The sequence below is a fragment of the Clostridia bacterium genome (assembly GCA_017410375.1).
In the GTDB taxonomy this organism is placed as follows: domain Bacteria; phylum Bacillota; class Clostridia; order RGIG6154; family RGIG6154; genus RGIG6154.
The window spans coordinates 40,633-54,816 of the sequence record JAFQQW010000016.1 but is presented as its reverse complement, the minus strand read 5'-3'; the positions used below and the strand labels follow the sequence as shown (position 1 = coordinate 54,816).

Sequence of the window (14,184 nt, the reverse complement as noted above, 5' to 3'; positions counted from 1 at the left end):
TATCATTAATTGGGCTTTTTTACAAGAGATTATTACTGCTGTGGTTGCAGCATTGCTTGCAATTGTGTTCCACGAAGTAGCCCACGGATTTGTTGCTTTTCTTATGGGAGACAAGACTGCACGGAATGACGGGCGACTTTCTTTGAATCCGCTTAAACATATTGATCCGATTGGCGCGTTGTGTCTGCTGGTTTTTCATTTTGGATGGGCAAAACCGGTTCCTGTGAATCCTTATTTTTTCAAAAACAGAAAATGGGGAATGATTGCTGTCAGTCTCGCCGGACCTTTGTCTAATTTTTTGTTGGCTTTGATTTCGATTCTTATATTCTGTATATCAAATGATGTTTATGTTATAGACCGAATGATTTATACAGCTAACGGGCTGTCTTTTGTTGATGATTTCTGGTGTGTGTTTACGCAGATTAATCTTGGGTTATTTCTTTTTAATTTGTTACCCGTTCCTCCTTTGGACGGCTCTAAGGTTATAGCACAGTTTTTGCCTGCGAAAGCAAAATGGAATTATCTTTCTTTTGAACGCTATGGCGGTATCATTCTTTTTGTAGCGATTTATTTTTTGAATCTCTCCGATTTACTCGGTGTAGCTTTAAATTTTATATATTATCATTTATTTGAATGGATTTCAGGTATTTTTGTATGAGCGAATTGAATTTTCATTTGGAAGTTTTTGAAGGTCCTTTAGATCTTTTGTTGCATTTGATTTCCAAAAACAAGGTCAGTATTTTTAATATTCCCATCTCTTTAATTACGGCACAATACTTGGAATATCTTGAGCGGATAGAAGAAATGAATCTGGAAGTAAACAGCGAATTCCTGGTCATGGCCGCCAAATTATTATATATTAAGTCTCGTGTTTTATTACCGCAATATGATGAAGAGGAAGATGAAGAGGATGACCCGAGACAAGAACTAATTTTAAGTCTTGCAGAATACAAAAAATACAAAGATATTTCAGGTTTCTTTGATGACAGAAAATCTATATGCGATTATATTTATTTTAAAGAATCGTCCGAAACAGATCAGTTTAAGTCTGACGCACAGTTCGAAACAATTCCTGTCGACAAGCTTACCATGGCGTTTGCGTCGGTGATGGAACGCTTTGAAAAAAGCCTTCCGCCTTCTAAATATATGTTTTCGGGCATAGTTGGCCGCGAGCCCGTGTCTGTTAAAACGAAGGTTAAGGTAATTAAATCGCGGTTGCAGGTTGATGGTCAGGTCGAATTTAACGACTTGTTTGAGGCTGTTGAATCAAGAAGTGAAATTGTTGCTATTTTTCTTGCTGTACTTGAAATGGTCCGGAATGATTCTTTGACCATTACATACAGCGAGGAAAAGATAATTTTAAGTGAAGGGGATAACAAAACACGGGATGAATGATATTGAACGTATTGAAAATGCGATAGAAGCAATTCTGTTTGTATCTGGAGAAGGGGTTTCGGTTGAAAAACTGGCAGAAGTATTTGAACTTTCCAGAAGCAAAATGCAAAAAATCCTGAACGGTTTTTCCGATCGGTATAATTACGCATCGAAAGGTTTAAAGATTTTGCATTATGGTGATTTTTACCAGCTTTCAACAAATCCTGATTTATTTGAATATTTAAACAAATTTGCGGGTATAAAAAAACCGAACACTCTATCTAGAGCGGCACTTGAGGTTTTATCTATTATTGTATACAATCAGCCGGTTACAAGAAGTACAATTGACAAAATCCGTGGTGTTGACAGTTTTGGTCCTTTAAAAAAACTTCTTGACCGGGAAATTGTTGAAGAGCAGGGTCGTCTGGAAGCACCGGGGCTCCCGATTTTATATGGGACAACGCCGGAATTTTTAAAACTTTTTGGACTTCAAAGTCTGGAGGATGTACCGGATCTTGATTCAATGCAACTTTCTCTTTTGGATGTTGAAGCAACGCAGGGTGATGATGAGGAGAATTTGCAGGTCGAAGGGGAGTGAGTGTATATGTTACATCTTCTTTGGCTTCTAATATTAATTCCGATTGGGATCTTGTTTATTCCGTTCAGATTGTGCATTTCTTTTAACGAAAAATTTAAACTTGAGGTGCGTTTTTTATCAATTCGCGTATACAGTTTTATTTCAGAAAACAGGAATGTGAAAAAGCATGAGCCGGTTTTTAATAATTTTAACTTCGAAATTCAGAAAATACGCATGCTTTTAAAGGTGATAAAGGATATTTTTTTAATTCTTGAAAAACACATCCGTTCGAAGCTTACTGTATCAAGTATTAAGTTTAAAATTATCCACGGCAGCGGAGATGCGGCTGAAACGGCTATTCGTACCGGAATTTTGTATACTGCGGTTTATAACTTTTTAGGATTTATTGTGAATCGCTACACCGTTAAAAGCTTTGATGTATCGGTTGAGCCGGATTTTGATAAAACGCACACTAAGATTGCGTTTGAAATAAGTTTTTTTGTTTCTCTCTTTTGGGTTATAAGTTTATTAATGCAGGAGCGTGTTGCTTTAATGCATTTAAATAATATATTAAAAAAGAAAGATGGTGTTGAGAATGAGTGAACATCCTGTGAACAGTATGATGGACACGGCTATGGAAAATCTGAAGCAGATGGTTGATGTGAATACAATTGTCGGTAATCCGGTAACGGCGCCGGACGGTACTGTTGTAATTCCTGTATCCAAAGTAAGCTTCGGACTTGCGGCAGGCGGATGCGAATTCGGTAAAGAATTTAGCTCGAAAAAAGCGGAAGATTCGGAAAAATCATTTCCTTTCGGCGGTGGTGTTGGCGCGGGCGTTTCAATTGATCCGGTTGCGTTTTTGGTCGCAAACGATGTACATGTTAAACTGTTGCCGGTTCAAGGCTCTGATCCGATAACAAAACTTGTGGATTATATTCCGTCTATGGTTAATAAAATTGCGGATTTGATTCCCAAAAAAGACGAAGAAAATGAATAAAAATGTTTACCGCTCATACTTTTTAAGTAGGGCGGTGATTTTTTGAAGAAAAAAGTTCTTTTTATATTTTTAATTATTTTTATTCTTTTTCCTGTTGTTATAATGGGGTTTGACTTGTCTGCAGCATCTGCCGCTTTATATGAGCCGGTCAGCGGAAGATTTTTATTCGAAAAAAGCAAGGATGTAAAAATGGGAATTGCGAGTACAACGAAAATCCTTACCGCAATTACGGCAATAGAAAACGGAAACCCTGCTGATGTTGTTATAACAAGCAAAAGCGCTTCTGAAATCGAAGGTTCTTCAATCTGGCTTGAAGAAGGGGAGGAACAGACGCTTGAAAATTTGCTGTATGGATTGATGCTCGCATCCGGAAATGATGCTTCTGTTGCGATTGCGGAGCACATCGGAAAAGATGTTGAAAATTTTGCTATTCTCATGAATCAAACCGCTAAAAGGTCGGGTGCGGATCAATCCAATTTTGTCAATCCGAGCGGGCTTGACCATGAATCGCATTACGCAACAGCTGCGGATTTAGCGAAAATTATGGCTTATGCAGAAAAAAATCCGCTGTTCCGAACAATCACTTCTACAAAACAGTATGAAATTCCCTGGAAGGGACATCCGTACAATCGTGTGATTCATAATCATAATAAGCTCTTAACGTTATATGAAGGGTGTAGCGGAGGAAAGACTGGCTTTACAAAAAAGAGCGGAAGATGTTTGGTAAGTTCAGCCACAAGAGACGGGATACACCTTATTGCTGTGACACTGAATGCACCGGATGATTGGAATGATCATATAAAATTGATGGATTACGGATTTTCAATTTTACAAAGAAAAGATTTACTGCAGGAAAATTTAACAGCAGAGGATTATGTTGTTAAGAATGGAGAGAAAAATTTTGTTAAAACAAGCTACAAGAACACAGTTTCTATTCCTGTTTTAGATTCGGATTGCGTTACCTTCAAAACGATTTGGAGTAAAAATAACACAGCTCCGATAGAAAAAGGAGCTGTGGTTGGATACAGAGAGTTTTATTTAAATGGTGAAATGATAATGAAAGCAGATATTGTTTCGAAAGAAAGCTGTGATGTAAAAATTGTTCCGAAGCTTCAGGATTTTTTGTTGATGCTGTTCGGACAATTATTTTAAATATTCCAGAACGGTTTCTGCTATGATTTTTGCACCTATCTCGATGGCTGATTCGTCTACATCAAAATTATCTGCGTGTAACGCAGTTTCGCGGTCATTTCTTTTGCATCCCAGATAAAAATAAGATGCCGGAACAGATTCTCCAAAGTAAGAAAAATCTTCTCCGAGAAAACTTGGGGTAAAGGTTTTGATTACGTTATCGGTGCCAATCACGGTTTCGGCGACCTTTTGAAGGGTAGCTGTTAAGTGGGTATCGTTGCAAAGTGGCGGATACAATAATTCGATTTCTGTTTCACCTTGAATACCGAAACTTTTGGAGATTTTTTCTACAAGATTGCATATGTTTTGCGCAATCTTTTGACGAACGCCCGGATCGAAAGAACGAAAACTTCCGCTGATTTTTAGTTCAGAGGGCATGATGTTCGGTGCTGTACCTGCATGAACTTCGCACGGCACTACCAACGAATCGGGATAAGAAATACACTTTAATTCAGTCAAAAGAACGGCAAGTGCTGATAATAAATCGTCATTTTGTGACGGTGTCGCGCAATGTCCGCCTTTGCCGGATAAGGTGATGTAAAAAGAGTCGGGAGATGCCATTATTTTTCCGGAGGAAGCGATAATTTTACCCGTTTCAAGCTCGGGCTTTACATGTAATCCGATACATGCACTTACATCGGGATTCTTCAGAATGCCTTCTTTTATCATCGGCAGAGCACCGCCTGTGGTTTCTTCAGCAGGTTGAAAAACAAATTTTACATTTCCGTGAATATCATCGATTCTTTCTGAGAGCAATTCTGCTGCCATCAAAATCACAGCAACATGCACATCGTGTCCACACGCATGCATAACGCCGTTGTTTTGTGATGCATATTCGCACTGATTTTTTTCCTGCAAAGGGAGTGCATCCATATCAGCACGCAAAAGAATTGTTTTTCCGGGATATTTCCCGCGTAAAACACCACAAACACCTGTTTTGGCAATTCCTGTAGAGTGGGGAATAGACAGACTGTTTAAAACATCAGAGATTGTTTTTGCAGAGTTATATTCTTCAAATGACAACTCTGGGTGCTGATGTAAATAACGTCGAATAGCAATATAGTCATTTTTCATCTTAAAAAACCTCGAATATAGTATTTGCTTTATTATAGCATTTTTAAATTTACAATTCAACCGAAAACAAAGATAAAATGTTTTTACTTTAATGGAAAGAGCGTTTTAAAACTTTACCGGTTAAAATATTTGGACGGAGTAAAAAAAGAATAGGCCGTCATCCAAAGGCAAGTATCGTAAAAAACAAAGTAAAACTCCAAACGAAAAGATTTCTTGGAGGCACATCATAAATGACAGGATTTTAAATAAGAAAAGAATTTTTTGCATAAAAAAAGAAAATAACTCTATTTATTTAAGAAAGCCTTAAAAATTCAAATAAAAAAATCTTCAGGAATTTTTTAAAACAGAGGAGACATCATTTCGGAAATTTCCTGAAGAAAAATTTTTATAAATTTTATAAATAGCGTAGGATTAAATGTGTTATGGAATACCGAGCTGAAGAATTTGAAATAAATCGGGATCAAAAAAACAGATGTTAAAATAAAAATCCGATTGATGAGGTAATTCGATTTATAATTTAACATTTTACAGTGAGGGGACTGATTACAAAAAAAAGACTTGACATCCTATGAAAATTATGATATAATTATACAAAATAAAGATTTTGTATAATTGAGGGGAGAAAATAATGGAGTTTCATATTAATGAGCAGCCTTTTGTTTATCGGGAGTTTTTGATGTATATGCAATCTATTAAGGGTAAGTCTTTCAGTACCGTTAAAGAGTATGCTTCTGATTTGAATATATTTTTTCTGTTTATGAAAGAATACAAGCTACATGAAAAAACTGATTCTATCTCTGATCTGGATTACTCTTTCGTTGAAACCATTGAATTGATTGATTTATACGCATACCTAACGTATATGGCAGATGAAAGAAAAAACACTGCGTCATCCAGAGCGCGTAAGGTTGCATGTCTCAGAAGCTATTTTAAATATATGGCTTCAAAAGCAAAGCATATTAAGGATAATCCTGCGAAAGAATTGGACTCTCCAAAAATAAAACAATCGCTCCCGCGGTATCTTACACTAGATGAGTCAAAACAACTGTTGTCCGCTGTTGAAGGTGAAAACAAATACAGAGACTATGCTATTTTAACACTTTTCTTAAATTGCGGCCTTCGTTTGTCTGAATTGGTTGGTATAAATATTAATGATTTTAAGGATGATGTTTTAATTGTAACCGGCAAAGGCAACAAAGAACGTGTTATTTATTTAAATGACGCCTGCATTGCTGCGGTGCGTAATTATATGCGTGTGCGTCCGACAGACGGTGTTATTGACAAAAACGCGCTCTTTTTAAGCAAACGATTAACCAGAATCAGCAATAAAACAGTTCAGTGGCTTGTTAAAAAGCATATAAAGGATGCCGGACTGGATGATACGAAATACTCGGTACATAAGCTGCGCCATACCGCGGCTACATTGATGTATAAATACGCAGAAACAGATTTAAGAACATTGCAGGAAATTTTAGGCCATAATCAGCTTGCAACAACACAAATTTATACACATATTGACGATGAACAAAGGCGGAATGCTGTAAAAAACAATCCGCTCGCAAGTTTAAACGATGAAGAATAAATATAAATCACCGCAATCAATGCGGTGATTTATATTTATACACATGAAATAATATTTTTAAGTAGCTTTTTAAAACATGAGGAAAGTGTTGTTTTTGGGGAATTGTTTAACGCAACCAATTCCGCTTCCCCCACTACTCTGCCGTTTATAAGATACTCCACTTTTCCAATCGTACTGTTTTTGTATATCGGCGCTGAAACCTTTGATGGAAGCAAGATTTTTTCTTCTACACTTCCCTTTTCTTCTTTTAAAACCGTTAAATTCACGTCTTCGGACAAAACCGCCTGAACAGATTCATTTTCTCCCTTTTCAACCGCAATTTCACCATAAATTTGTCCCTTTTTACCGCATTCTATCATTGTATAGCTGTCAAATCCGTAATTCAGTAATGCAGATGCATCTCCAAAACGACCCGAAGAGGTTGGGGATTTCATGACAACCGCAATTAAAGAAATGCCATTTCTTTCTGCTGTGGCAGATAAACAATAACCGGCATTTGAGGTGTATCCTGTTTTCATGCCGGTCGCTCCGTCATAAAAACGAATAAGCTTATTTGTGTTTGCCAATTGAAATGCTCCGTCTCGCAATGTATCCATCCAGATGGATGTGTATTTAAAAATTTCAGGGTGTTTTGCTATTTCAAAAGTCATTTTCGCAACATCCATTGCTGAAGAGTAATGGTTTTCCTGGTCCAGCCCATTGCAGTTCACAAAATTAGTGTTTGACATTTTCAGTTCTTTTGCACGTTTGTTCATCGCTTTTACAAAATCATCCTGAGAGTCTGATACGTGCTCCGCCAGAGCATTTGCAGCATCATTTCCAGATGCGACAGCAACTGCCTTCATCAGGTCATCTACACTTATTTGCTCGCCTATTTCCAAAAAAACATGTGATCCTTCATGAATAGCGGCACTTTCGCTTACTGTAACTATGTCGCTCAGAGATATAACTTCTTTATCGACAGCCTCCAAGGTTAACAGCATTGTCATAATTTTTGTTATTGATGCAGGTGGAAGCTGCATGTCACTGTCTTTCTCTAAAAGAACTTTTCCGCTTTGACCATCCATCAGCACATAGGATTGCGCTTCAATAGAATGGATATCTTTAGCACTTGCTGTTGTAAATGTCATGAAAAAACAAAGCAGGCATATAAAAAACTTTTTATACACAAAAACACCTCCACATCCATCTATATGTGGAGATGTTTTTAATTATGCTCTCGGGTGTGCTTTGTCATATGCGTCACGGAGTTTGTTTTTGCTTAGTTCGGCATATATAAGCGTAGAAGATAATGCTGTATGTCCCATAAGTTCCTGTACGATTTTTATATCCGCACCGTTTTCAATCAAATGTGCAGCGAAAGAGTTTCGTAAAATTTGTGGCGAGATATCCTTTTGAATGCCGGATAAAGTTCTGTATTTGCGCAACATTTTCCACACGCCCTGACGCGTTAACTGCTTACCACCTGTATTAGTAAACAAGAAAGGATCTGTTTTCTCGTTTTTTAAAAATGGGGAATTTTCTACATATTTCTTCAACGCTTCTGAAGAAAAAGCGCCGAAAGGAATAATACGGTCGGTACAGGATATTGTGCCTTTGTCAAAATCGACGTGCGAGAGCTTTAACTGTACCAACTCAGAAACACGAAGACCTGTTGCGTATAAAAGTTCTAAAATGGCTTTGTCACGATAACCTTTGTAGTTGACGCAGTTTGGTTGTTGCATCAAAATTTCAATTTCTTTTAACGATAGAATTCCCGGGAGCAACCGTTCGGGTTTTGGAGTTTCAACGTTTATTGCGGGATTTGATTTCATGAATCCGACATCTACCAAATGCTGATGAAAGCCCCGAACAGATACAACCGCTCTGGCGACAGACGCGCCTGATTTTCCCTTATGATACAAAAAATTCTCAAAGCCAAAGATGGTATTTTTACGAACGCGTTTTAGTGAAATCTTATGTTCGCTCAGGTATAAAATGTAATCATTTATATCCTTGGAATATGCCATAAGAGTATTTTGGGAAAGTTTTTTAATCTTTTTTAAGTAGGTTAAGTATTCGTTTTTTCTTTCTTCCATAATAATTACCTCACAAACACATTTTACATCAAAAAAGGTGTTTTGTAAAGTGTTTTTTAAAGAATGAAGGTTTCGTACGCCGAGGATAAAAAAGCAAGGAGAACAGAAAATAGAAACGTGAGAAACAATTTAAAAAAATCCGTTCTGATAATTCTTTTTCCTCTGTTGAGTTGTATTGTAGCAAACAGATCGGCGGAATAATGAAATACCTTGTTTGCCAGGAAAAAATACATGGAAATTTGCATAATTATGTGTGGCATAGCCCGGATTATAAAGGATAGATGCGAAATATCGGAAAAAAGATATATATAAATTGATGCATCTGAAATCATAAAACCTGCAAGAAACAAAAGCATTGCCGAAAGCGGGAAACCTACCAACGAAAATGCATTGAGAAAAAGTAAAATAACGACAAAAATGTTCTTTAAAAGAGAATATGAAAACAAGACAGAGTCTTGTGGATTTGTCGTATATAAAATGTCATTTGCATGATTCGGGAGGAAAAAACCTGCAATCATTCCCGAACCCATACAAAATGTTGTTATAATCCAATAGAAAGATTTTACGCTGTTTTGTTTTTTATGGAATCTTTTTTTATATATAAACAAACGAATCACCGCCTTGTCCCTTTTATAAGAAACATATGAGTGATTCGTATGAATTATGTTATTTTTTCATTTTGAAGGTTTTCTCTACGCAAGCATCCATAGCTGAATGAATTGCATCCTCAAAACCTTTTTGCGCAAGAGTTTTCATTGCAGCAATTGTTGTTCCTCCGGGGGAACAAACTTTATCTGTTAACGATGCCGGATGTTCCGATGAGGACAGAACCATTTTAGCACTGCCGTAAAGAACCTGTGCAGCTATCGAGATCGCCAGTTCTTTAGGGATGCCGTATGAAAGCGCATTATTTGCCATAACATCAATCATGTGATAGACAATAGCCGGACTGCTGCCGGAAAGCGCTGTGCCTGCTTCCATCAGATTTTCAGGCAAAACAACGGTCTTGCCAACAGAAGAAAAAATATTTTGTGTTGCTAGTATTGCCTCTTTGTTTGAAGAAGCTGCAATCAACGTCATCCCCTCTCCCACTAATGCAGGCGTGTTGGGCATTGTTCGGATTACAACAGCACTCGGAATCTTTGACAGAATATATGATGTTGTAATTCCTGCAGCAACAGAAATCAGCATTTTTTTATAATGAATCTGAGAAAGTATTTTTAATACCGAATCATACACAGATGGTTTTACGGTTAAAACCAAAGCGTCACATTCTGATGCAATAGACTCAATGGAGTCATAAATTTTTACATTGTTGAACCGTGATGCTTTTGCAGGGTCAATGTCATAAACGGAGACACTGTATGTGTTGTTTTTTGACAGTCCTTCGATTAATGCACCGCCCATATTTCCTGTTCCGATAAAGCCAATATTCATACTTACCTCCTAAATAATCAGGATTTTAAGAAAGCTTCCAATCTGTCTAAGCCTTTATCAATGTTTTCAATGGATGTTGCATAAGACCAACGTACATAGCCTTCTGCACCAAAACCGGAGCCGGGCACCAAAGCTACTTTTGCGTGCTCTAACAGAACTTCAGCAAATTCATCTGCGTTGTGTATTGTTTTCCCAAAAAATGTTTTGCCAAAAAGCTTTTTTACATTCATCATTACATAAAATGCACCCTGTGGCATGATACAGGAAACGCCTTCAATACTGTTGATTCTTTTAACCATATGTTCACGGCGTTCAGAAAAAGTTCTGCGCATCATTTCGACTTCATCCTGCGGACCTTCTAAAGCAGCTAATGTAGCGGCCTGAGCGATGGAATTGGGATTAGATGCAGCATGAGACTGAATGTTAGACATAATTTTTGCAATTGTATCATTTGCGGCTGCAAAGCCAATTCTCCAGCCTGTCATCGCATAGGATTTGGATACACCGTTAATTGTGATGGTATGTTCTTTAATTTCTTCGCTGAAGGACGCGATACTTACATGCTGATTATCATCGTAGATTAATTTTTCGTAGATTTCATCTGCCACGATAATAAGGTCGTGCTTGACTGCTGTTTCTGCCAATGCACGCAATTCGTTTTCGGTATAAACCATGCCTGTAGGATTGGATGGCGAATTAAGAATAACTGCTTTGGTCTTATCGGTAATGGCTTCTTCCAATTGAACTGCCGTGATTTTGAAGTCGTGTTCTTCGTCAGCATAAACAAACTTTGGAACACCATCCGCCATTTTAACCATTTCCGGATAACTTACCCAATATGGTGCAGGAATAATCACTTCATCACCGGGATTTAAAATTGCCGAAAAAGCATTAGTTAAGGAATGCTTTGCGCCGTTACTGATGACAATTTGTGTAGGCTTGTATGAAATACCGTTCTCCTTCGCAAATTTATCTGCAACAGCCTGACGGAGCTTTAATGTGCCTGCAGCCGGTGTATATCTGGTCTGACCCCCGTGAATTGCTTCGATGGCAGCATTACGGATGTGCTCCGGTGTATCAAAATCAGGTTCGCCGGCACCAAAACCGACAACATCCACACCTTCGGAGAGCATTTGCTTATATTTTGCGTCGATTGACAATGTGGGCGAAGGAGCAATTGCCATATTTTTAGTTGAAAAATTCATCTGAATACCTCCAAGTTTTAATTGCTTCTATTCTATAACAAAAATGCAAAAAATGCAAGTTCTTTTTATAAAAAATTCATATAAAACAGATTTTAGTCGCTATTTGCGCATAATAACGAAAGAATTTAAAACGCTGCTTGCGAAAAATATGTTAGAATCCGAAAGCATTTTCAATGTGATTGATTTTTTGGAGCTTTAAATTCTCTTTGTTTAAATAGACTTCAACAATATCGAAACGAATGTTTGTTTCTTCAGGATTGTTTAAATAGGTCTGTGCCACAAGCATTATCTTTTGCTGTTTCCGTAAATTGACCGCTCGGGAAGCTTCGCCATATTCAGCACTCGTTCGTGTTTTCACCTCTACAAAAACAGTGTATTCTCTATCCTGCGTAATAATATCCACTTCTCCATAATAGTTTTTGAAGTTTCGTTTGATGATTTTATGTTTCTTTTTCTTTAAATACTTTGCTGCTGCGTTTTCGCCAACAGCACCAATATTTTGCTTGTAAAAAGGAATCATGATTCTCCACCACTTTTCCATTTCTTTAAAAAAGAAAGGCGGTGAATCGGAGAAATACCATGCAAATCAAGGCACTCATAATGCAGTTTAGTCGGGTATCCCTTGTGCTTGTCAAATGAATACTCGGGATACAATTCGTGCATTTTCATCATATATCTGTCACGCGAAACCTTTGCTAAAATAGAAGCAGCTCCAACGGAGTTACATTTCGCATCTCCTTTTACAACACACTGATGTGGTAATGTCATTCCGCGAATAGCATTACCGTCAATCAGTACCATATCCGGAGTTGTAGATAAAGAATTTACCGCATCATTCATACCTTTGAAGGTAGCATTTAAAATGTTTAAATCATCAATTTCCTTTTCGTAAATAAAACAAATGGAATAAGCTTCTGCCTCTTCTATAATTTTATCAAAAAGTTGTTCGCGTTTTTTTTCGCTGAGTTTTTTGGAATCGTTAATGCCTTCAATATAGCAGTCCTTTTTCAAAACCACTGCAGCAACGCAAACGGGACCTGCTAAAGGACCTCTGCCAGCTTCATCAACACCGGCAATGAAGTTTGCGCCATTATCAAAAATTTCCTGTTCAATTTCGTACATATTTTACCTCTGTGTTGCAGGAAGCTCCAGCGTAATACGTCCAAGCTTTCCGCCTCTGAATTCGTCTAAAAGTAATATCGCTGCTTTGCGCGTGTCAATTTCGCCTCCACTGACAACACAGCCTCTTTTTCTTCCTATCTGATGCAACAGCTCGTAATCATCTTCGGACAAATCTTCTAATTTGTACCGAACGCGTAAAGAATCGGGGTAAAAATTTCTCAGCAAACCACAAAGTTTAACACCAAGTTCTTCTACATCGATAATCTCGTCTCGGATTGCCCCTGTAAATGCCAAAGAATATGCGATGTTATTATCTTCGAATTTCGGCCACAAAATTCCAGGGGTGTCAAGCAATTGCAAGGAGGGGTTTACGGTTATCCATTGCTTACCTTTTGTTACGCCGGGACGATCTCCGGTTTTAGCACTGCTTCTGCCGCAAATTTTATTTATAAATGATGATTTGCCAACATTGGGGACACCGACAACCAGCGCTTTAATCCCCTTCCCGACCATGCCTTTTTGTTTTTGACGAGCTATTTTGTCAGCAAGCATCTGTTCGGTTATTTTTTGTATGTTTTTAAGTCCATCGCCGGACTGAGAACAAATCGGAATAACAGCAGTGTGTTCTGATTTATAATACGAAATCCACTTATCGGTTGCATTTTTATCTGCTAAATCCGACTTATTTAAAAGTATGATTCTCGGTTTTTGTTGTATCATTCGTTCAATGTCCGGGTTTTTACTGGAAAGCGGGATTCGGGCATCAACAAGCTCGTAGACAATATCGACCAACCGAATGTTTTCTTCAATCTGGCGTTCCGTTTTTTTCATATGTCCGGGAAACCACTGAATGTTCATAATTTACTCCTTTTATTTTAAAGTGCCTATAGCGTTAAAAGGTAAAAGTCTGAATACAACTTTACCTGTGATTTCAGAGACAGGAATAGCACCTTTTGCACGGCTGTCAAAACTGTTATTTCGGTTATCCCCCATCACATAAATATAGTTATCGGGAACCGTTAACGGATAGACCTGCTGATCTGTAAATGAGCTCATATCCGGTTCCTTGATATAGTCTTCTTTAATAAGCTTGCCATCAACAAAAACTTCATCTGTATCGTAATTAACTTCAACCGTCTGTCCTTCAGTTGCGATTACACGTTTGACAAGATATTGTTTTTTGATCTGACCCTGTACATTCATATCTGTTTCAAAAACAATGATGTCGCCGCATTGCGGTTCATAACCAAGCTTCCAAACCAGCAAATAGTCTTTATCATGCAATGTGTGTTCCATAGAAGGACCATCTACTCTGGCAAAGCGGAACACGAAATTGTTTATAAGCTGCGCAATTATAAACGCGGCAAGAATTACCACAATCCACTCTAAAATTTCTCTTTGCACGCTTTTTTTCTTACCTTCCTCGGGCACAGTTTCTGTTTCTTCAACGTTAACGATTCTTTCTTCATCCATAGTACTCTTCCTTTATATTTTATAAAAATAATGATTTCCTGAAATAAATATTAAGCCAAGCACCGAAACGG

The 14,184-nt window shown here is 37.7% G+C and carries 17 protein-coding genes; 7 read left to right on the top strand and 10 right to left on the bottom strand.

Annotation, left to right across the window (positions count from 1 at the left end; genetic code table 11):
* Positions 1-40: 40 nt before the first annotated feature.
* The 6 genes from IJE10_02300 (at position 41) to IJE10_02275 (ending at position 4,103) form a co-directional block, all read left to right on the top strand.
* Positions 41-658, top strand: coding sequence for a site-2 protease family protein (locus IJE10_02300; protein MBQ2966940.1), 618 nt, complete (start codon positions 41-43; stop codon positions 656-658).
* The gene (locus IJE10_02295; protein ID MBQ2966939.1) at positions 655-1,395 is read left to right on the top strand and encodes a segregation/condensation protein A; all 741 of its coding nucleotides are present in this window, start codon (positions 655-657) and stop codon (positions 1,393-1,395) included. The genes IJE10_02300 and IJE10_02295 overlap by 4 nt, the downstream gene beginning before the upstream one ends.
* Positions 1,388-1,972 carry an SMC-Scp complex subunit ScpB gene (gene scpB / locus IJE10_02290; GenBank protein ID MBQ2966938.1) on the top strand — a complete coding sequence of 195 codons (585 nt, stop codon included), beginning with the start codon at positions 1,388-1,390 and terminating at the stop codon, positions 1,970-1,972. The genes IJE10_02295 and scpB overlap by 8 nt, the downstream gene beginning before the upstream one ends.
* A 156-nt stretch (positions 1,973-2,128) precedes the next feature.
* Positions 2,129-2,554 carry a DUF2953 domain-containing protein gene (locus IJE10_02285; protein MBQ2966937.1) on the top strand — a complete coding sequence of 142 codons (426 nt, stop codon included), beginning with the start codon at positions 2,129-2,131 and terminating at the stop codon, positions 2,552-2,554.
* Entirely contained in the window at positions 2,547-2,951 is a 405-nt protein-coding gene (gene ytfJ / locus IJE10_02280) for a GerW family sporulation protein (GenBank protein MBQ2966936.1), read from the top strand. Before IJE10_02285 ends, ytfJ begins: the two co-directional genes overlap by 8 nt.
* 42 nt (positions 2,952-2,993) lie before the next feature.
* Entirely contained in the window at positions 2,994-4,103 is a 1,110-nt protein-coding gene (locus IJE10_02275) for a D-alanyl-D-alanine carboxypeptidase (protein ID MBQ2966935.1), read from the top strand.
* On the opposite strand, the gene IJE10_02270 is transcribed toward IJE10_02275, so the two are convergent.
* Entirely contained in the window at positions 4,095-5,216 is a 1,122-nt protein-coding gene (locus IJE10_02270; GenBank protein ID MBQ2966934.1) for an amidohydrolase, read from the bottom strand. The two genes, IJE10_02275 and IJE10_02270, sit on opposite strands and share 9 nt — an antisense overlap.
* A gap of 628 nt (positions 5,217-5,844) precedes the next feature.
* Between IJE10_02270 and IJE10_02265 the strand changes: the two genes are divergently transcribed.
* Complete coding sequence (locus IJE10_02265) at positions 5,845-6,798, top strand: tyrosine recombinase XerC (protein ID MBQ2966933.1); 954 nt, start codon at positions 5,845-5,847, stop codon at positions 6,796-6,798.
* Positions 6,799-6,833: 35 nt separating this feature from the next.
* Here the strand turns inward: IJE10_02265 and IJE10_02260 are convergent, their stop codons facing one another.
* The 9 genes from IJE10_02260 to lepB all read right to left on the bottom strand — a co-directional run bounded on the left by IJE10_02260 (position 6,834) and on the right by lepB (position 14,113).
* A complete protein-coding gene (locus IJE10_02260; protein ID MBQ2966932.1) occupies positions 6,834-7,967 on the bottom strand; it encodes a D-alanyl-D-alanine carboxypeptidase in 1,134 nt (377 codons plus the stop codon).
* Positions 7,968-8,009: 42 nt separating this feature from the next.
* Positions 8,010-8,876: a tyrosine-type recombinase/integrase gene (locus IJE10_02255; protein MBQ2966931.1), complete on the bottom strand. Its 867-nt coding sequence runs from the start codon at positions 8,874-8,876 to the stop codon at positions 8,010-8,012.
* Between the two features lie 56 nt (positions 8,877-8,932).
* Complete coding sequence (locus IJE10_02250) at positions 8,933-9,394, bottom strand: stage II sporulation protein M (GenBank protein ID MBQ2966930.1); 462 nt, start codon at positions 9,392-9,394, stop codon at positions 8,933-8,935.
* A 148-nt stretch (positions 9,395-9,542) separates the two neighbouring features.
* Positions 9,543-10,313, bottom strand: coding sequence for a pyrroline-5-carboxylate reductase (gene proC / locus IJE10_02245; GenBank protein ID MBQ2966929.1), 771 nt, complete (start codon positions 10,311-10,313; stop codon positions 9,543-9,545).
* 17 nt (positions 10,314-10,330) lie between these two features.
* A complete protein-coding gene (locus IJE10_02240; protein MBQ2966928.1) occupies positions 10,331-11,518 on the bottom strand; it encodes a pyridoxal phosphate-dependent aminotransferase in 1,188 nt (395 codons plus the stop codon).
* A gap of 151 nt (positions 11,519-11,669) precedes the next feature.
* Complete coding sequence (locus tag IJE10_02235; GenBank protein ID MBQ2966927.1) at positions 11,670-12,038, bottom strand: YraN family protein; 369 nt, start codon at positions 12,036-12,038, stop codon at positions 11,670-11,672.
* Positions 12,035-12,640, bottom strand: a complete 606-nt coding sequence (locus IJE10_02230; protein MBQ2966926.1) for a ribonuclease HII — start codon at positions 12,638-12,640, stop codon at positions 12,035-12,037. The genes IJE10_02235 and IJE10_02230 overlap by 4 nt, the downstream gene beginning before the upstream one ends.
* A gap of 3 nt (positions 12,641-12,643) precedes the next feature.
* Positions 12,644-13,498, bottom strand: a complete 855-nt coding sequence (gene ylqF, locus IJE10_02225) for a ribosome biogenesis GTPase YlqF (GenBank protein MBQ2966925.1) — start codon at positions 13,496-13,498, stop codon at positions 12,644-12,646.
* Between the two features lie 12 nt (positions 13,499-13,510).
* On the bottom strand, positions 13,511-14,113 hold the full coding sequence (gene lepB, locus IJE10_02220) for a signal peptidase I (protein MBQ2966924.1): 603 nt from the start codon (positions 14,111-14,113) through the stop codon (positions 13,511-13,513).
* Between the last annotated feature and the right edge of the window lie 71 nt (positions 14,114-14,184).